Source organism: Planococcus sp. APC 3900 (genome assembly GCF_030407735.1).
Classification (GTDB): Bacteria; Bacillota; Bacilli; order Bacillales_A; family Planococcaceae; genus Planococcus; species Planococcus notacanthi.
Genome location: NZ_JASDCT010000002.1, coordinates 429,314 through 447,604 on the forward strand (window position 1 = coordinate 429,314; position 18,291 = coordinate 447,604).

At 44.9% G+C, this 18,291-nt stretch carries 19 protein-coding genes; all 19 read left to right on the forward strand.

The annotated features are described in order from the left end of the window. Positions 1-214: 214 nt before the first annotated feature. Positions 215-1,765 carry an acyl-CoA carboxylase subunit beta gene (locus tag QMA04_RS06110; protein WP_191713985.1) on the forward strand — a complete coding sequence of 517 codons (1,551 nt, stop codon included), beginning with the start codon at positions 215-217 and terminating at the stop codon, positions 1,763-1,765. Positions 1,766-1,844: 79 nt separating this feature from the next. Further along, positions 1,845-2,708, forward strand: a complete 864-nt coding sequence (locus QMA04_RS06115) for a ketopantoate reductase family protein (RefSeq protein WP_191713986.1) — start codon at positions 1,845-1,847, stop codon at positions 2,706-2,708. Continuing rightward, entirely contained in the window at positions 2,705-3,082 is a 378-nt protein-coding gene (locus QMA04_RS06120) for a DUF3397 family protein (protein ID WP_191713987.1), read from the forward strand. The genes QMA04_RS06115 and QMA04_RS06120 overlap by 4 nt, the downstream gene beginning before the upstream one ends. A 78-nt stretch (positions 3,083-3,160) precedes the next feature. Then, the gene (bshC, locus tag QMA04_RS06125) at positions 3,161-4,780 is read left to right on the forward strand and encodes a bacillithiol biosynthesis cysteine-adding enzyme BshC (protein WP_290184563.1); all 1,620 of its coding nucleotides are present in this window, start codon (positions 3,161-3,163) and stop codon (positions 4,778-4,780) included. 148 nt (positions 4,781-4,928) lie between these two features. Beyond that, the gene (mraZ, locus tag QMA04_RS06130; protein WP_191714492.1) at positions 4,929-5,360 is read left to right on the forward strand and encodes a division/cell wall cluster transcriptional repressor MraZ; all 432 of its coding nucleotides are present in this window, start codon (positions 4,929-4,931) and stop codon (positions 5,358-5,360) included. Positions 5,361-5,380: 20 nt separating this feature from the next. Beyond that, the gene (rsmH, locus tag QMA04_RS06135; protein ID WP_191713989.1) at positions 5,381-6,319 is read left to right on the forward strand and encodes a 16S rRNA (cytosine(1402)-N(4))-methyltransferase RsmH; all 939 of its coding nucleotides are present in this window, start codon (positions 5,381-5,383) and stop codon (positions 6,317-6,319) included. 12 nt (positions 6,320-6,331) lie between these two features. After that, positions 6,332-6,691: a cell division protein FtsL gene (ftsL, locus tag QMA04_RS06140; RefSeq protein ID WP_191713990.1), complete on the forward strand. Its 360-nt coding sequence runs from the start codon at positions 6,332-6,334 to the stop codon at positions 6,689-6,691. Continuing rightward, positions 6,688-9,096 carry a penicillin-binding protein gene (locus QMA04_RS06145; RefSeq protein ID WP_290184564.1) on the forward strand — a complete coding sequence of 803 codons (2,409 nt, stop codon included), beginning with the start codon at positions 6,688-6,690 and terminating at the stop codon, positions 9,094-9,096. Before ftsL ends, QMA04_RS06145 begins: the two co-directional genes overlap by 4 nt. A gap of 25 nt (positions 9,097-9,121) precedes the next feature. Further along, positions 9,122-10,090, forward strand: a complete 969-nt coding sequence (gene mraY, locus QMA04_RS06150; RefSeq protein WP_191713992.1) for a phospho-N-acetylmuramoyl-pentapeptide-transferase — start codon at positions 9,122-9,124, stop codon at positions 10,088-10,090. After that, entirely contained in the window at positions 10,091-11,455 is a 1,365-nt protein-coding gene (gene murD / locus QMA04_RS06155) for a UDP-N-acetylmuramoyl-L-alanine--D-glutamate ligase (RefSeq protein ID WP_191713993.1), read from the forward strand. Between the two features lie 19 nt (positions 11,456-11,474). After that, on the forward strand, positions 11,475-12,260 hold the full coding sequence (locus QMA04_RS06160; RefSeq protein ID WP_290184567.1) for a cell division protein FtsQ/DivIB: 786 nt from the start codon (positions 11,475-11,477) through the stop codon (positions 12,258-12,260). After that, on the forward strand, positions 12,238-12,963 hold the full coding sequence (locus tag QMA04_RS06165) for a DUF881 domain-containing protein (RefSeq protein WP_203339398.1): 726 nt from the start codon (positions 12,238-12,240) through the stop codon (positions 12,961-12,963). The genes QMA04_RS06160 and QMA04_RS06165 overlap by 23 nt, the downstream gene beginning before the upstream one ends. Before the next feature lie 16 nt (positions 12,964-12,979). Next, positions 12,980-13,696, forward strand: coding sequence for a DUF881 domain-containing protein (locus QMA04_RS06170; RefSeq protein WP_191713996.1), 717 nt, complete (start codon positions 12,980-12,982; stop codon positions 13,694-13,696). A gap of 2 nt (positions 13,697-13,698) precedes the next feature. Further along, positions 13,699-14,061 (forward strand): small basic family protein, encoded by a 363-nt coding sequence (locus tag QMA04_RS06175; RefSeq protein ID WP_191713997.1) that lies wholly within the window; start codon positions 13,699-13,701, stop codon positions 14,059-14,061. Between the two features lie 101 nt (positions 14,062-14,162). Continuing rightward, entirely contained in the window at positions 14,163-15,446 is a 1,284-nt protein-coding gene (ftsA, locus tag QMA04_RS06180; RefSeq protein ID WP_191713998.1) for a cell division protein FtsA, read from the forward strand. 59 nt (positions 15,447-15,505) lie between these two features. After that, entirely contained in the window at positions 15,506-16,699 is a 1,194-nt protein-coding gene (gene ftsZ, locus QMA04_RS06185) for a cell division protein FtsZ (RefSeq protein ID WP_191713999.1), read from the forward strand. A 110-nt stretch (positions 16,700-16,809) separates the two neighbouring features. Continuing rightward, on the forward strand, positions 16,810-17,481 hold the full coding sequence (locus QMA04_RS06190; RefSeq protein ID WP_191714000.1) for a YggS family pyridoxal phosphate-dependent enzyme: 672 nt from the start codon (positions 16,810-16,812) through the stop codon (positions 17,479-17,481). After that, complete coding sequence (locus QMA04_RS06195; RefSeq protein WP_191714001.1) at positions 17,478-17,972, forward strand: cell division protein SepF; 495 nt, start codon at positions 17,478-17,480, stop codon at positions 17,970-17,972. Before QMA04_RS06190 ends, QMA04_RS06195 begins: the two co-directional genes overlap by 4 nt. Positions 17,973-17,992: 20 nt before the next feature. After that, complete coding sequence (locus QMA04_RS06200) at positions 17,993-18,256, forward strand: YggT family protein (protein WP_191714002.1); 264 nt, start codon at positions 17,993-17,995, stop codon at positions 18,254-18,256. Positions 18,257-18,291 lie beyond the last annotated feature (35 nt).

The following is an 18,291-nucleotide window of genomic DNA, read 5'->3' on the forward strand; positions in this document are numbered from 1 at the left end:
AAACTTCAATCAGTGGGGGGGTTTCTTCATCCCCCACTGATAAAAAGCAGAACATAGGCATTGCCGCTTCCTGCGGCAATGCCTATGTAACCGGCATCCTGTCGGCCCGATCCAATCGGACTTTTACGGTCAGTGGATCTCCCGCTTGCAGAAGCGGGAGTCTTACTGCCCGTTAAAGCGGGATAATCGATTTTATTGCAAAGGGGACAGTGAGATGACGAAAACGACTGAAACAACAGGGTATAACGAACGCTTGGAACAAAAACTGTCGAAAATTTTTGCTGGGGGGCAGCAAAAATACCACGACAAACTGAAAGAAAGCAATAAATTATTTGTCCGTGATCGTTTGAAGTTATTGTTTGATGACGAGAACTATGCGGAAGATGGACGTTTTGCCAATGTCGAAGCAGAAGATCTTCCGGCGGATGGCGTTATTACAGCCATTGGGAAAGTCAACGGGGAAACCGTTTGTGTAATGGCCAACGATTCAACGGTCAAAGCCGGGTCATGGGGTTCGCGTACAGTAGAAAAAATCATCCGCATCCAGGAAACAGCTGAAAAAATGCAAGTGCCGATGCTCTATTTGGTGGATTCTGCGGGAGCCCGGATCACAGATCAGCTGGATATGTTCCCAAATCGCCGGGGAGCAGGCAAAATTTTTCATAATCAGGTGAGAATGTCCGGAATGGTTCCGCAAGTGTGCTTATTGTTCGGTCCATCTGCTGCAGGAGGTGCCTATATTCCGGCTTTCTGTGATATCGTCATCATGGTTGAGGGCAATGCCTCGATGTATTTGGGGTCGCCTCGTATGGCGGAAAAAGTCATCGGAGAAAAAGTGACGCTAGAAGAGATGGGTGGAGCCCGCATGCACTGCACCGTCAGTGGCGTCGGCGATGTCTTAGTGGCGACGGAAGAAGAAGCAATTTCTGAAGCGCGCCGCTATTTGACGAATTTCCCGTCTAATTTTGCCGTCAAGCCTGAAAAGATTGAGGCAAAAGCAGCCAAAGCAGGGCGTTCGCTGGAAGCAATTATCCCGGAAAACCAAAATGCGCCGTTTGACATGTATGAACTGATTGATCAATTAGTCGATGAAGGCAGCTTTTTTGATATCAAAAAGCTGTTCGCTGGGGAATTGATTACCGGAATTGCACGTATCGACGGCCAGGTGGTCGGCATTCTTGCCAACCAGCCAAAGGTTAAAGGGGGAGTCCTATTCGGTGATTCAGCCGACAAAGGAGCAAAATTCATCAACCTTTGCGATGCATTTTCAATTCCGTTGTTGTTCCTGGCAGACGTTCCAGGCTTTATGATCGGCACAAAAGTCGAACGTGCCGGCATCATCCGCCATGGTGCCAAGTTCATCGCCGCAATGAGTTCAGCGACAGTGCCGAAAATCTCTGTCATTGTCCGCAAAGCCTACGGAGCCGGTCTCTATGCGATGGCAGGCCCAGCCTTCGAACCGGATGTCTGCATCGCGTTGCCGACAGCGCAAATTGCAGTGATGGGTCCTGAAGCGGCGGTAAATGCCGTTTACTCGAATAAAATTGAAGCCATCGAAGATCCGAAAGAACGCCTTCAGTACGTACAGCAAAAACATCAAGAATACAAAGAGGAGATCGATATTTATCGTCTGGCATCTGAATTGATCATTGATGAAATTGTCGCGCCGCATCAATTGCGTTCGGTTCTTTCTCAACGCCTGTCTTTTTATGAAACAAAAGATTTGCCATTGCCATATCGAAAACATCCGATTTATCCTGTATAATAAAGTTTATTATTGGAAGTCTGCCTAATATGGGCAGGCTTCTTTTTTAAGAAACTGTGGCACTGTAAGGAGTGATTCTATGAAATATGCAATTATCGGAGCTGGGGCCAACGGAATGCTGCCAGCCTATCTATTGAAAAAAGCGGGCCATGATGTACAAGTGGTCACGGAGCATGAAGAACAAGCTGCGTCGATCAACGAGCAGGGAATCATACATGGCAAGGACCGGCAGTATATAAAAGCCTACACGGATATTGAGCAGATCGATCCGGACGCTTTTATTCTTCTGACGGTGAAGTACGAAGATCTTCAGCCGATTTTAAGGCTTCTGAAAATCCGCTGTCCAAGCAACCGGATTGTTTTCCTTCAGCAAGGGATGCTGTTTTTGGAAAAAGCCAGAACTTTGTCGCATCGCCATATTGCAGCAGCTGTTTTGGAAACAGATTGCGTCAAGTTGAGCAATACGGAAATTAGTTTCAACAAAACTGCACACGTCACCTATGGTTTGGTAAAAGGCCATATGGAAGAGTTTCAGCCGCTTCTTGAATCTTCTGCCTGGCAGACAAATTGGGTGGAGACGATTGAAGAGCAGCTTTTTGAAAGCTTGCTGTTCAGCAGCTTGATCGATCCATTGACAGCGTTGATGAAAATCCGCAACGGTGAATTGATCACCAATCCACATGCATATGAATTGTTCAGAAACCTGTACAACGAACTTTATTTGGCATTTCCTGAAATTGAATCGCTGCAGCCGATTGAGAAAGTGGCTGCATTCTGTGCAGCAGAGCCAGAACGAGCATCGGCAATGTTGACAGATCGCTTGGCAGGCGATCCGATGGAAGTTGAAGGATTGATGCTGTATGTATTGAATCGTTCCAAATTGGAATTGCCTTTATTCAAGGCTTTCTATCACCTATTAAAAACTGTTGAGGTAGAAAAATGACGCTATTACATACAATTGGAACGATTTTTCTTTATATTCCCTTTCTTCTTTTCATCTTTGTTTATTTTTTGTTTTTAAGAAAGAAAAAACGGAAAGCGCTTGGTGTGGCATCTGATATCACCACTTTCTTGCTATTTTTTTCCGTACCTGCGTCGGTAGACTTCCTATGGGGCTATTCTGTATCTGCGATTGTTTATTTCGTGGCACTTGTATTGGCGATCGTCTTGCTGGTCATCGAATGGAGAACCGCCAAAGAAATTGAAATCATCCCGTTTTTCCGGAAATTATGGAGAACCTGCTTTCTGCTATTGGCTTTCGCTTATGCGTTTGTATGGCTGGCCGGACTGGTAATGATCATCATTGAATCAGTTTAGCAGGCGTATTTTTTTTCTTTAGGAGATGCGTTTGATATAGTAGATTTTAAATGTAAAGGGAAAAGGGGACTTTTTTTCATGAAGGTAGAGGAACAATATATAGAACCGGCCAGTAAATTGATGAGTGATTATGTAAATGGCAGACCGGCCATCCGCCAGTATTTTTCATATGATCCGCAAATGCAGTCACTTGAAGGGCGATTGAAGAAGCTTCAAAGCCATTCTGTCGATCGCATCAAACTGTCAGGCGTTTTGCGTCAATACATGGGACGGAATGGATTGTCCGAATCAGCAGAACGGCATTTGAAGAGTTTCGAAGAAGGTGCGCCGGTGGTTGTGACAGGCCAACAGGCAGGCCTCTTAACAGGTCCCTTATATACGGTACATAAAGCAATATCGGTTATTGTTCTGGCCAAACAGGCTTCTGCGCAGCTGAACACCAAGGTGGTGCCGGTATTTTGGATTGCCGGAGAAGACCACGATTTGGCTGAAATCAGCCATCTGTACAGAGAAGTCAATGGACGAGTGGATAAATTAAACATTCCGCACGCTGAATATGGAAAGCATTCCGCTTCTTCTGCCACGCTGAATAAACCGAAGATCGCTTCTTTTCTGGAAGAGTATTTCCGCAGTCTTCCCGAAACCGAACATACCAAAGAAATCCATGGCCTGGTTTTCGGTTTGTTGGAACAATCTGTATCCTTCACCGATTTCTTCGCATGCCTGCTCGATCATTTTTTCAAGGAAGAAGGACTATTGTATATCGATGCGGCAGATGAAAATCTTCGCAACTATGAGTCTCCTTATTTCAAACAGATGATTGAACGATCCGCCGAAATTGCGGAAACGGTTGCAGCCGCTGAGCGATCATTGGCGAAGGACGGCTATAGTGCCGTCATCGGAGCCGAAGAAAACGCAGCCCATTTGTTTATTACAGTGAAGGGGGAACGCTTGCTGCTAGAGCGCCAAGACGGGGAGTTTGTTGCGAACAACGGTGCCATCCGCTTTACAAAGCAACAGCTTTTGGATATAGCTGAAAAGACTCCTGAACTGCTGAGCAATAATGTGGTGACACGACCGCTGATGCAGGAAATGGTCTTCCCGGTGCTGGCTTTTGTAGGCGGCCCTGGAGAAATCGCTTATTGGGCAGCTTTCAAAGGCGCTTTCGAATTGTTCGGCATGGAACTGCCGGTTGTTATGCCGCGCTTAAGCCTGACTTTAGTGAACCGCCAGACGCAGCGTCTTTTAGAAAAGTACAATTTGGATTTTGCTGCAGTGGTCAACGAGCGGCAAGTGGCCATCAAAAGAAATGAGTTGATGGAATCGATCCGTGAAAAGGAAGCCGAGGCCCTGATTGCGGAGCTGCAGAACCAGGTCGAAAAAGCATACAAAGAGATCCATAAAAAGTTCTCTACCATCAGCACGGGATTAACGCCGATTGTGGAAAAAAATCTGCAATTGCACGTTAAGCAATTAAGTTTTTTGAAGAATAAACTGGAAGATGAAGTGGTGCTTCAAAATAGCATTGAGTTTGGCCATTACGCTGCCATTGAAAACGAGTTGCTGCCGAATGGTGGGTTCCAAGAACGAATCTATAGCCCGTTTATTTATATGAATCAATACGGAAGTGGACTCGTAAAAGATCTTCTGGCATTGCCATTGAAGTATGATAAAAATCATAAAATTATTTGGTTATAATTGTCAAAAAGTCTGCATTCGCAGGCTTTTTTTATGTCAAAATAACTTGTTGAGACATTTTAATGTAACAAACGTGAAATATTTCAAAAACAAGTGGTGACAAGTGGGGGATTGTGGTACATTTAGTACAATAAGTGGGGTGAAGGGTATGTTCATGGGCGAATATCAACATAGCGTTGATGCGAAGGGACGGTTAATCGTTCCAGCAAAGTTTCGTGAGCAGCTGGGTGACCAATTTGTCATTACCCGAGGCCTGGATCAATGCTTATTTGGCTACACTATGGACGAATGGCAGAAAATTGAAGAAAAGCTGAAAGAGCTGCCGGTCACCAAAAAAGACGCTCGTGCTTTTACACGTTTCTTTTTTTCAGGAGCTACAGAAGTGGAACTTGATAAGCAAGGACGCGTCAATATACCGACGACATTAATTTCTTATGCGAAACTTGAAAAAGAATGCATCATCTTAGGTGTGTCCAACCGTTTTGAAATATGGGCAAAAGATTCATGGGAAAGCTATTTTGCAGCTTCTGAAGATTCCTTTAACGAAATCGCGGAAAATTTAACTGATTTTGACTTTTAAAAATGAACGGGGGAAATGGATTGTTCAACCACACCACGGTTTTACTGCATGAAACTGTCGATGGTCTGAACGTTCGTCCTGACGGCATATATGTGGATTGTACGCTGGGCGGCGCAGGCCACAGCGAATATTTGGTTCAGCAATTATCTGACCAAGGTCATTTGTATTGCTTTGATCAAGACGCGACGGCACTGGCTCATGCAAAAGAAAAACTGCAAGATTACTTACATAGAATTACATTCATCCATGCCAACTTTAAGTTTTTAAAAGAAGAGCTGGAAATGCGTGGAGTGGAAAAAGTCGATGGCATTCTTTATGACCTCGGCGTTTCTTCCCCGCAATTAGATACTCCGGAACGCGGTTTCAGCTACCATAACGACGCGCCACTGGATATGAGAATGGACCAAAGCGCTGAATTGAGCGCCTATCACGTCGTCAACGAATGGTCTTTTGAAGACTTGGTAAGAATTTTCTACCGCTACGGTGAAGAAAAATTCTCTAAACAGATAGCCCGCAAAATCGAGGCTGCACGAGAAAAGCAACCCATTGAAACAACGGGGCAACTAGTCGAATGCATCAAAGACGGTATTCCTGCTTTTGCCCGCCGCAAAGGCGGACATCCTGCGAAACGGGTATTTCAAGCGATTCGAATTGCAGTAAACGATGAACTTGGCGCTGCTGAGACATCGCTGCAGGATGCAATTGATCTATTGGCCATCGGGGGAAGAATCAGTGTCATCACCTTCCATTCCCTTGAAGACCGGCTTTGCAAAGCGATTTTCAAAGAAGCCTCGTCCCTCCCGGAACTGCCGCCGAATTTGCCGGTGATTCCAGACGGGATGGAGCCGATACTGAAGCTGATTACAAGAAAACCGATTCTGCCAACAGAAGAAGAGCTTGCACACAATAACCGGTCAAGATCCGCAAAATTGCGGATTGCAGAAAAAATAAACGAGTAAGGACGTGTTCAAATGGCGTTGAATGCAAGAACTGAAACCTACATCCAACAGCCGGCCGTTCCTCAAAATCCGAGTCGGCAGCCGGTAAGAAGAAAGAGTTTAATCACTAAAGGTGAAAAAATACTGTATGTAACTTTCGTAGCAGTCTGTATCCTGTGCGCCTTGGTGATTTTGCAGAATCAATCGAAGATTCAGGCATCCACACAAGAAATCCAAACAATTGAACAATCAGTCAGTGAAATGACGAAGCAAAATTCAGATTTGTCCGTACAGGTGAAAGAACTGTCTTCATACGAGCGCATTTGGGCAAAAGCGAAAGACCTTGGCCTTAAATTAAATGAGCACAATGTAAAGGTAGTGCCTGGACAATGAAAAAAAAGTTTCGATTTCAAGGAGGAGCCTTTCTGCTATTTTTGTTATTTGCAGGGCTCTTTTTCCTTTTATTGACCAGAATTGTGACGATTCAAGCAACGGGAGAAGTGGAAGGGCAGGAACTTGCTGCCAGAGCAGCAGCGAAATACAGCCAGGAAGAAGTATTGACTGCTGAACGGGGCCGCATCATTGACCGGAGCGGAGAAGTGATTGCTGAAGACACACTCACTTACAAACTTGTCGCGGTACTGGACGAATCAGCAACGCAAAAAGCCGGTGATCCACGGCATGTCGTAGACGTGGAAGAAACAGCCCAAAAATTGGCTGGATACCTGGATGCTTCTGAAGAAAGTATTTTAGAGACATTGAAACAAGGCGTGGAAAAAGATCGCTATCAAGTGGAATTCGGTTCTGCAGGACGCGAAATCAGCCACACAAAGATGCTTGAAATGAAAGAAGCCAATATTCCGGGATTATTGTTTGTCCGGGATTTGAAAAGGCTATACCCGAACGGCGTCTTTGCGTCTCACCTGATTGGCTATGCCATGAAAGAAGAGCTGAAGGATGGCGAAACCAAGACTACCGGGAGGATGGGACTGGAATCCATTCACAATGAAGTATTGACCGGCAAGAACGGAAGAATGGAATTCGATACGGATAAATGGGGCTTCCTATTGCCTAATAGTGAGTCGGCAGTTACACCAGCCGAAGACGGTTCAGACGTTCAGCTGACTTTAGACAGAACCTTGCAGAATTTCCTGGAAGACGCCATGTCTGGAGTTCAGGAAGAATACGATCCGACGCGAATGATCGCCGTAGTTGCTGATCCGAAAACTGGTGAAATTCTGGCTATGTCACAGCGTCCGACGTTCAACCCGAATACACGTGAAGGACTTTCGGACAATTGGCTGAACGAAAGCATCGAATTGACGATTGAACCAGGATCTCCAATGAAGATGTTTACATTGGCAGCTGCAATAGAAGAAGGCAAATGGGATCCGAACGCTGTCTATAACTCTGGAACCTATAATTTATTAGGCACTACCATCGGTGACCATAACGGTGGGCGCGGTTGGGGAACCATCTCCTTCCTTGAAGGGATTCAACGCTCTTCTAACGTATCGATGGCCTATTTATTGGAGCGCATGGGAGCAGACACGTTTATGAAATACGTGGATGCATTTGGATTTGGCAAACAGACCGGCATCGATCTGCCGAAAGAGGCAGCCGGTAAAATACTGGATCAATACCCAATCAATAAATTGACGACAGCATATGGACAGGGATCGACAGTAACGCCGATTCAGATGATTCAAGCCGCCTCTGCTATTGCAAATGACGGCGTCATGATGAAACCGTACGTCATCGATCAAATCAAGAACAAGGATACTGGAAAAGTCACGGTTAAAAGTGAGCCGGAAGAAGCCGGGAAGCCTGTGTCAGCAGAAACTGCTGAAAAAGTACGGGAAGTTCTTGCGTCAACCGTGACTTCCGAAGTCGGTTCAGCAAGAGGATTTGCATTGCAGGATTACACGATTGCCGGGAAGACGGGTACAGCGCAAGTTCCGAAAGAAGGCGGCGGCTATTTGAAAGGCAGAAACAATTATTTGTTCTCGTTCCTTGGAATGGCGCCTGCAGATGATCCGGAACTGCTTATCTATATCGGTGTCCAGCAGCCGAATGTGCCTGCTGATGAATATGGTTCTGTACCGGTAGCGAAAATCTTTACTTCTGTTATGGAAAATAGCTTGAAGTATTTGAACATTGAGCCGGAAAATATGGCGGAAGCTACGACGATGCCTGTGGAAGAATATACAGGCAAATCTGTGGCAGAGGCTACTGAAGAGTTGACTGAGCTTGGTGTCGAAGTCGTAGTTACTGGTGACCAGTCAGAAGTCGTGGCTCAGTACCCGGAAAATGAGGAGACTGTACTGAAAGGCGGCAAAGTTATTCTGAAGACAGCGGGTAAAACGGCGTTGCCTGATTTTACTGGCTGGTCAAAACGTGAACTTCTTGCCTATCAGTCCTTAAGCGGCTTAGCATTGGAAATTGCGGGCCAAGGATATGTTTTGACGCAAAGCATTGCGGAAGGCGAAATTGTAGAGGATAATGAGCCTGTAGTAATCGAGCTTCATCCTCCGGAAATTTATTATCCAGCGCAGGCACAAGAAGACGCGGCCGCCGAAGACGATGGCGAGCAGCTGCTTGAAGAAGAGGCTGCAAAAGGTTTTGAAGCTGAAAGTGAACAGCAGGAACCACAAACGGACACTGAAGCTACGGAAACAGAAGCACAAACTTCTGAAACAGCAACAGTTGAAACAGAAGAAGTAGAAGCAACAACAGAAGAAGCAACAACAGAAGAAGCCGAAGCCACGGAAACAGATACAGAAGAAACAACCGAGTAATCTCGTGTTTAAAGGAGCTCTCTAAATGAACGCTTATACAATAATGGGTCTTGGACTTGCTTTAATCCTAACGGTCGTGCTTATGCCGATTTTCATTCCGTTGCTGAAACGGATGAAATTCGGGCAAAGCATCCGTGAAGAAGGACCTGAATCACATATGAAGAAAACAGGAACGCCGACTATGGGCGGACTGGTTTTCTTAATTTCAATCATCATCACTGTGCTATTGGTTGCCTGGTTTGCCGAACTCCTGAATGCCAAAGTACTGATTCTATTGCTTGTACTTTTCGGATATGGATTGATCGGATTCCTGGATGACTTTATCAAAGTAGTCTTAAAAAGAAATCTCGGATTGACTTCATTGCAGAAGTTAATTGCACAAATCGTCATCGCAGTCATTTCGTTCTTGGTATTGAACGGCATCGATTTTGAGACTGGCGTAACAATTCCATTTACAGATATCGCACTGGAATTATCCTGGTTCTATGTATTCTTCATTGTCTTTTGGCTGGTCGGATTTTCCAATGCAGTCAATTTGACAGATGGGCTTGACGGCTTAGTGGCCGGCACAGCTTCAATTGCATTTGCCGCATTTGGCCTATTGGCGATTTATCAGGACCAAATCGGCATTGCCATCTTTACTTTTTCCGTCACAGGCGGTTTGCTTGGATTTTTGATTTTCAATAAATATCCGGCTAAAGTCTTTATGGGAGATACGGGTTCATTGGCTTTGGGTGGCGCATTGGCCATGGTGTCTATTTTGTTGAAACAGGAATTGCTGCTATTGCTGATTGGGCTTGTTTTCGTTATCGAAACAGCTTCAGTTATTCTGCAGGTCGGCAGTTTCAAATTGCGCCAGAAACGAATCTTTAAAATGAGCCCGATCCACCATCATTTTGAATTAAGCGGATGGTCAGAATGGAAAGTAGTCATCGTATTCTGGTCAGTCGGTCTTATCAGCGCGGCAATCGCAGTCTTTTTGGAGGTAATGTAAATGAAAGAGGTGCCACAATTACACCATAAAAAAATCTTGGTTCTGGGTCTTGCGAAAAGCGGATTTACCGCTGCACGCATCCTTCACAAACTGGGAGCATTTGTTACAGTCAACGACTCCAAGCCTTTTGAAGAAAATCCGGAAGCGCAAGAGTTATTAAATATGGGCGTCACCGTTATTTGTGGGAGACATCCTGAAGATTTACTGGAAGAGGGATTTGAACTGGTTGTCAAAAATCCGGGTATCCCTTATACCAATGTATTGATTGAATCTGCACTGGAGAAGAACATTCCGGTTTGGACTGAAATTGAGTTGGCTTATCTGATCAGTGAAGCGCCATTTATCGGCATCACTGGATCTAACGGCAAAACGACAACGACCACTTTGTTGTTCCATATGCTCAACCAAGACAATAAAAAGCCATTGATTGCCGGGAATATCGGCACAGTTGCAAGCGGGGTTGCTGAAAAAGCGAAGCCTGAAAATGTGGTGGTGACCGAATTGTCTTCTTTCCAACTAAAAGGAACTGAGTCTTTCCGCCCGAATATCGCAATTATCACGAATATTTACGAAGCGCATCTGGATTATCATGGGACGATTGAAGACTATCGAGCTTCAAAAATGAAGCTTACTGAAAATCAGACAGCTGAGGATTATTTCATATATAATGCCGATCAGCCTTTGTTGGTGAACCATGCCAAAAACTGCAAAGCGCAGTTGGTGCCGTTCACTTTAAAAGGACGGACGCCGACAAGTATCAGTGCTGACAGTGATTTCATATACTGGAAAGGCGAAAAGCTGATTGAACGTTCAAAAATTATACTTGGCGGACAGCATAACCTGGAGAACATTTTGGCGGCAACCGCTGCAGCTATGTTGTGGGGTGGAACGAAGGAGACCATCATACGTGTTTTGACTTCTTTCACGGGCGTTAAGCATCGTTCCCAGTTTATTGTGGAGTGGCAAGGACGCAAATTCTACAACGATTCGAAGGCGACCAATGCCTTAGCGACGAAAAGTGCATTGGAAGCTTTCCCGGAAAATATCATCTTATTGGCTGGAGGTTTGGAGCGAAACCATTCACTCGAAGAAATCCGTCCTTATATGAATCGGGTCAAAGCTTTGATTACGTTTGGGGAGACGGCACAGCGCTTTACAGCTTTTGCAGAAGACTGTGGTGTAGCACATATCGTACAAGCAGGGAAAATGGATGACGCGGTCGAGAAAGCGATCAATCATTCCGCCAGCGGCGACACGATCCTCTTATCTCCTGCATGCGCAAGCTGGGACCAATACGACAGTTTTGAAATTCGAGGCGATGCTTTCATTACCGCAGTCCAGCAGATGACGGAAGCCAACGAATAAAAGATAAGGGGCAGCAATTATGGACAAAGTGATTGACATCGAAGAACGCATCCCGACGCTCCGCGAGCGCCGGAAAAGAAGAACCAATCGCAAGTTCGTGGCGCTGCTGTTCATTTTCCTCACTTTGCTTGCCGTACTTTTATACAGCCAGTCGAAGTACAGTGAAATCCAGACGATTACCATTGAAGGCGCTGTGCTCTTTGACAAGGAAAGCTACCAGGCTGCAAGTGGATTAGCCATCGGAGATTCGATGTGGTCTTTCGATGCAGGAGCGGTAGCGGAGGAATTGGAAAAACTCGAGTGGATCGAAGACGCTTCTGTCGAGAAAAAATGGCTGACAGGCGTGGAAGTGAAGCTGACTGAATATGTTCAAATGGGTTACTTAGACCGTGGCAACAGCTACCAGATTGTTCTATCCAATAATTTGGCTCTGGATCAGCCGGTCACTGTCGTCGACGGTCCGATCTATTCGAATTTTGAAGACGATAAGAAACGGCAGAAACTGGTAGATCAATTATTGGAAATCGATGCTGAGGTTCTTCAGCTAGTTTCACAAGTGATACTGGATCCTGATCAGGAAGACGCAGACTACGTAACTTTATATATGAATGATGGAAATGAGATCCACGGCATTTTGAGTACCTTGGCTGAAAAAATTAATTATTATCCTTCTGTCATTGCTCAATTGGAAGAAGGGCAAAAAGGCATTATCGATATGGAAGTCGGGATTTTCTTCCGTTCTTATGCAGATGTCTTTGGCCTCGAGAAGGAAGGTGCCGACGATGAAGAACCCGAAGAAGAGTAACCGCAAAAACTTCAGTAAATCGATCGTTTTTTCACTGGTCTTTTTAGTTCTTGGTTTTATCATGGCTTATTCCTACAGCTTGTCGAATGCCAATAAAGAAACAGAAGGATTTACAGGTGGAGCCTTTTTTGAACAGGAAGAACGGTATCGGAAAGACCTGATCGAACAGCAGGAACACAATAAGGAATTGCGTGAAGAATTGCAGGAAAAGCAAGGCAAGGTCCAGGAATTTGAAAAATCATTTGCGGATGGAGAAAATCGATATACCGAATACGCGGCCGAAGCAGAAGAACTGCGGCGGTACCTAGGGTTGGTGCCAGTTCAAGGGAACGGTTTGAAAGTAACGTTGCAGGACGGCGATTACAATCCCAATTCAGTGAATCCGAACGATTACATTGTTCACGAAAGCCATGTTTTCCAAGTAATCAATGAATTGTATATTTCCGGAGCTGAAGCCATTTCCATCAATGGCCAGCGCATTCATGGAAACTCCTACATCGTCTGTACAGGGCCGGTCATCACCGTCGATGGCGTGCAATACCCAGCACCGTTTGTCATAGAAGCGATTGGTGAACCTGATGTATTGACTTCTTCGATGGAATTGACGGGTGGCATCATGGATCAATTGCTGAATGATAATATCATTGTGACGTTGGATGAGGGGCAATTGATTGAAATGCCTGCTCTTCTGGCGGAATCATGAGTCAGGGGGGAATTGCGTGAAGAAAAGGATTCTTACCCGATTTACGGTGATTATGTTTATAATCGGTTTAATGACAGCCATTCAGTACAATACGATCAATGAACCGGACATCCGTGATACACGGGATGCCTGGGAAATCAGACAGGAATTGGCAAGAGAAAATCAGCTTCAATCAGAGCTGTTATCTGAAATCAGCTCACTCGATGATACTTTAGGCAAATACGAAGCTGCTTCGGATGCGAGCCCAGAGCAAGCGCTGCGGGAAACAGCGGGTGAACTTAGAAAAGCCGCTGGCCTGGCAGAAACTGTTGGACCCGGCATCGAAGTCCTGATTGAACCTTCCCTGGAAGCGGTTGCGATGGGACTGGACATTGAAGGGATTTCACCAGATTTGCTTATTCGCCTGGTAAATGAAATCAACCGTTTCAATGGCTTATATGTATCGATTGATGGCAAACGAATCATCAACACGACAGCGATCCGGGATATAAACGGCCAAACGACCGTCAATACGAAACCGGTCGATACACCGCCGTTTTCCATCAAAATCATCTCGAAGTCGTTGGAAGACTCGGAAAAGCTGTATAATCATTTATTGGCGTCGCGTATTCTGGACGACTTCTATATCGATAACTTGACACTGACAGTCTCTGAGCCTCAAACTGACCTTGTCATCGAGGCATACGACGGTGCTATCGACACCAAATATTTACAGGCATCAGAGGGGGAATAGCGATGTGGTTGTCCATATTAGGTTTAATACTCGGAATATCGCTCGGGCTTTTGACGGATATTCAAATCCCTCCGGAATATGCCAATTACCTGTCCATAGCCGTATTGGCGTCACTCGATACGCTTTTTGGCGGAATTCGTGCACATCTTCAGCAGGTTTATGACGACAAGGTATTTGTATCCGGTTTTTTCTTTAATATCGCCCTTGCAGCAGGTCTTGCTTTTCTGGGTGTCCATTTAGGGGTAGATTTATACTTAGCGGCAATCTTTGCGTTCGGCGTTCGGCTATTCCAAAATATCGCAGTCATTCGACGCATCATTTTAGCGAAATGGGCAGAAAAGAAAGAAGTTAGAGAAATAAATTGAACAATTGAAGGAAATTTTTCTAAGTTTTGCGATTTTCTTAGACAAGGTGCATGATTTGCAATAGAATATAAGTACAGCAGTTTATAAGGAGGTGCCACGAATTGAGTCAATCAGAATTATACGTTAGTCTAGATATCGGTTCGTCATCCGTTAAAGTTTTAATCGGGGAAATGGCCAACAAGTCGCTGAATGTAATCGGCGTCGGAAATGTAAAATCTAATGGAATCAGAAAAGGTGCGATTGTTGACATAGATGCAACTGTGCAGTCCATTAAAAAAGCAGTCGATCAGGCAGAACGCATGATCGGGAAATCCATCCACGAGGTCGTATTGGGAATTCCGGCAAACAAAGCGGTGCTTCAACCTGTTAAAGGGATTGTGGCAGTCAACAGTGAAAACCGGGAAATTACAGACGATGATTTGGATCGCGTATTGGAAGCGGCACAAGTTATGTCGATTCCGCCAGAACGCGAATTGGTCAACATCATTCCTGAACAGTATGTGGTCGATCATTTGGGTGAAATCAAAGATCCACGGGGCATGATTGGTATCCGCCTTGAAATGGATGGTACAATGGTGACGACTTCAAAGACCATTTTACACAACGTACTTCGCTGTGTGGAAAGAGCAGGCTTGGAAATTCGTGATATTTACGTACAACCGCTTGCTGCAGGAAGCTACGCATTAACTGAAGATGAAAAAAATCATGGTACAGCGTGTATCGATATCGGTGGAGGTTCTACTTCTATTGCCATCTTCCAAGAAGGCCACTTGACCGCTTCTTCTGTTATTCCAGTTGGAGGCGACCACGTTACAAAAGATTTGTCCATCATTCTAAAGACACCGACGGATCAAGCTGAAAAAATCAAACTCGAGCATGGCCATGCATTTTTTGAAGATGCTTCAGAAGATGAAGTGTTTGAAGTTCCGGTCATCGGATCAGATTCCACAGAACAATACAATCAAAAATACATATCTGAAATAATCGGAGTTCGCCTGGAAGAACTTTTCGAACTGATTTTGGATGAGTTTTACCGCTTAGGTGTACAAGACCTGCCAGGAGGAGTCGTTTTAACCGGTGGTATGGCTAAATTAGATGGCTTGCCTGAACTTGCACGGAACATCCTGCAAACGCGTGTCCGTCTGTTCACTCCGGAGTTTATCGGTGTACGCGAACCTCAGTACACAACAGCAGTTGGCCTGATCCAATACGCATACATGGAAGATGTCTTCTATGGCCGAGTTGGAACTGGAACAGCTGCCGCAAGCGCTGTGAAAGTTGAGCACCAAGAAGTACAACAGCCTAAGAAACAAAAACAGCCAAAACAAAATTCCGAAGGTGTCGTAACTAAAGCCAAGAAGATGTTTGATCGATTCTTTGAATAAAATCAACATTGTATCTAGCTTGCAAGTAAAAAAGCTGAGCAATTTTAGGAGGAAAAAGAATGTTGGAATTTGATACAAATATTGATGCAATGGCCATAATTAAAGTCATCGGTGTAGGCGGCGGCGGGAACAACGCTGTCAACCGGATGATCGAGCATGGAGTCCAAGGTGTAGAATTTATTGCAGTAAATACAGACGCACAGGCATTGAACTTGTCAAAAGCGGAAGTACGCCTACAAATCGGCGGTAAATTAACGCGCGGCCTTGGTGCTGGAGCAAACCCTGACGTAGGGAAAAAAGCTGCAGAAGAAAGCAAGGAACAGATTGAAGAAGCATTGCGCGGAGCGGATATGGTATTCGTAACTGCAGGAATGGGCGGCGGTACAGGTACTGGCGCAGCACCGGTTATTGCCGGAATCGCTAAAGAACTTGGCGCTTTGACTGTTGGTGTCGTAACTCGTCCTTTCACATTTGAAGGCCGCAAGCGTTCAACACAGGCAATCGGCGGAATTTCCATTATGAAGGAATCTGTTGATACACTGATCGTTATTCCAAACGACCGTTTGCTTGAAATCGTAGACAAAAACACACCGATGCTTGAAGCATTCCGTGAAGCGGATAATGTGTTGCGCCAAGGTGTATCGGGTATCTCAGATTTGATCGCCGTCCCTGGATTGATCAACCTGGATTTTGCCGATGTTAAAACAATCATGTCCAACAAAGGTTCTGCATTGATGGGAATCGGTGTCTCTTCAGGAGAAAACCGTGCCTCTGAAGCTGCTAAAAAAGCAGTTTCGAGCCCGTTGCTTGAAGTATCCGTTGATGGGGCAAAAGGCGTCTTGATGAACATTACAGGCGGCTCTAACCTTAGCCTTTATGAAGTACAGGAAGCAGCGGATATCGTAGCTTCAGCGTCTGATGAAGAAGTGAACATGATTTTTGGATCGGTTATCAACGATAACTTAAAAGACGAAATCATCGTTACTGTAATTGCTACTGGATTTAATGAAGAACAGTTGCAGCCAAGAACTCCTAGAGGTTCTGGATTGAACTCGAGCCGTGTCCAGTCGATCCAACAGCAGACTCCTGCACCTTCAATCCGTGATGCACGCCGTGAAGAACAACGCCGCGACGAGCAGCGCCGTGAAGAACAACAGCCTTACTACAATCAGGAACCACAAAGACAAGAAAAACATAACGAAGATGCATTGGACATCCCGACGTTCTTGCGTAATCGTCAAAAGAGACGTTAATCCGAACAGCTGCCGGTTGGGCAGCTGTTTTTTTTAGGAAATGGCTTAATTGATAAATCAGCCGAATCTTGTTACAATATACTGGACTTCTATAGAAAAGTTGTGAAAGCATGGAACCTATCAAACCAGTTTTTGAAGAAATTACTGAACAGTTAAATTCGATAAGAGAACATATCCAAGTGATTGCTGTCACCAAACAAGTAGGTGTGGAACGCACCAAAGAAGCCATACAGTCGGGGATCCGCCATTTAGGTGAAAACCGTCCTGAAGGATTGGCCCAAAAACTTGAGGCAATCGACGAAGATGTTTGCTGGCATTATATCGGCAATCTTCAAACCCGAAAAGTAAAAGACGTCATCGACGAGATTGATTACCTGCATTCCCTGGACCGTTTAAGCTTGGCAAAAGAAATTCAAAAACGTGCGACCCGCCAAGTAAAATGTTTTGTACAGGTAAATGTATCGGGTGAAGAGTCAAAGAGTGGAATTGCTCCGGAAGAGGCAATTGATTTTATACAATCCTTGGAAGCCTTCGACAAAATCCAGGTAGTCGGATTGATGACGATGGCACCGAACACAACGGATGACCAAGTGATTCGTAAAGCATTTAAAGGATTAAAATTACTCCAACTCCAAGTATCAGAGAAACAGTGGGCACATGCTCCATGCACAGAATGCTCCATGGGCATGTCCAATGATTACTTAATCGCTGCAGAAGAAGGGGCAAGTTTCGTCCGGATCGGAACAGCATTAGTCGGGTCGGAAAGTGAGGCAAAACAATGAGCATGAAAAATAAATTTAAAAACTTTTTCTACTTAGATGAATACGAAGAAGAACAAGTTCGTGAACAGCCTGTTCGTGAACAACCAGCAACTCAACAAAAGCCAGCTCCGCGGTATGAAAAACCGGCAGTCATGCAAGAGCCGAAAAAAACACCAAAAGAACGGCGCCAGAAAGTGGAGGAGACCATTGTGCCTAATTTAGTTAGTTTGCAGAGTGCTTCAAAATCTTCAAAAGTCAGCTTGGCAGAACCACGGGTTTATGCAGAAGCGCAGGATATTGCAGAAAGCCTGAAAAGCAAGCAGGCCGTTGTCGTAAATCTTCAACGTATTGAAAAAGATCAAGGTCTTCGGATCATCGACTTTTTGAGTGGAACAGTTTACGCCCTTGGCGGAGATATTCAACGCATCGGAACTGACATCTTCCTATGTGTACCAGACACTGTTGAAGTGGATGGCGCCATTTCAGGATATTATTACGATGATCAAGAATAAGAGGGGTGCCATAAAATAATATGATAGTTCTTGTAAATTTATTGCTCTCGGCCATTAATATCTATTTTTACATTTTAATCGTCAGCGTCTTTATGAGCTGGGTGCCGAGCATCAAGGAATCAGGATTCGGCCAAATGATTTCTAAAATCACCGATCCCTACTTGGATATTTTCAGGCGTTTTATCCCGCCGATCGGAATGATTGATATTTCACCGATTGTTGCGATTTTCACGTTAAGCCTGGCTAGCCAGGGGATTGTTGTATTAGCGAATTACTTCATTTAACTCAAAACCTCACGTGATGTGAGGTTTTTTTCTTG

Excerpts from the sequence above, each read along its gene's own strand:
- QMA04_RS06110 (WP_191713985.1), top strand. The coding sequence starts at position 215 with ATGACGAAAACGACTGAAACAACAGGGTATAACGAACGCTTGGAACAA.
- mraY (WP_191713992.1), top strand. The coding sequence starts at position 9,122 with ATGAACGCTTATACAATAATGGGTCTTGGACTTGCTTTAATCCTAACG.
- mraZ (WP_191714492.1), top strand. The coding sequence starts at position 4,929 with ATGTTCATGGGCGAATATCAACATAGCGTTGATGCGAAGGGACGGTTA.
- QMA04_RS06145 (WP_290184564.1), top strand. The coding sequence starts at position 6,688 with ATGAAAAAAAAGTTTCGATTTCAAGGAGGAGCCTTTCTGCTATTTTTG.
- QMA04_RS06195 (WP_191714001.1), top strand. The coding sequence starts at position 17,478 with ATGAGCATGAAAAATAAATTTAAAAACTTTTTCTACTTAGATGAATAC.
- bshC (WP_290184563.1), top strand. The coding sequence starts at position 3,161 with ATGAAGGTAGAGGAACAATATATAGAACCGGCCAGTAAATTGATGAGT.
- murD (WP_191713993.1), top strand. The coding sequence starts at position 10,091 with ATGAAAGAGGTGCCACAATTACACCATAAAAAAATCTTGGTTCTGGGT.
- QMA04_RS06120 (WP_191713987.1), top strand. The coding sequence starts at position 2,705 with ATGACGCTATTACATACAATTGGAACGATTTTTCTTTATATTCCCTTT.
- QMA04_RS06160 (WP_290184567.1), top strand. The coding sequence starts at position 11,475 with ATGGACAAAGTGATTGACATCGAAGAACGCATCCCGACGCTCCGCGAG.
- QMA04_RS06165 (WP_203339398.1), top strand. The coding sequence starts at position 12,238 with ATGAAGAACCCGAAGAAGAGTAACCGCAAAAACTTCAGTAAATCGATC.
- ftsL (WP_191713990.1), top strand. The coding sequence starts at position 6,332 with ATGGCGTTGAATGCAAGAACTGAAACCTACATCCAACAGCCGGCCGTT.
- QMA04_RS06190 (WP_191714000.1), top strand. The coding sequence starts at position 16,810 with ATGGAACCTATCAAACCAGTTTTTGAAGAAATTACTGAACAGTTAAAT.
- QMA04_RS06200 (WP_191714002.1), top strand. The coding sequence starts at position 17,993 with ATGATAGTTCTTGTAAATTTATTGCTCTCGGCCATTAATATCTATTTT.
- QMA04_RS06175 (WP_191713997.1), top strand. The coding sequence starts at position 13,699 with ATGTGGTTGTCCATATTAGGTTTAATACTCGGAATATCGCTCGGGCTT.
- ftsZ (WP_191713999.1), top strand. The coding sequence starts at position 15,506 with ATGTTGGAATTTGATACAAATATTGATGCAATGGCCATAATTAAAGTC.
- QMA04_RS06115 (WP_191713986.1), top strand. The coding sequence starts at position 1,845 with ATGAAATATGCAATTATCGGAGCTGGGGCCAACGGAATGCTGCCAGCC.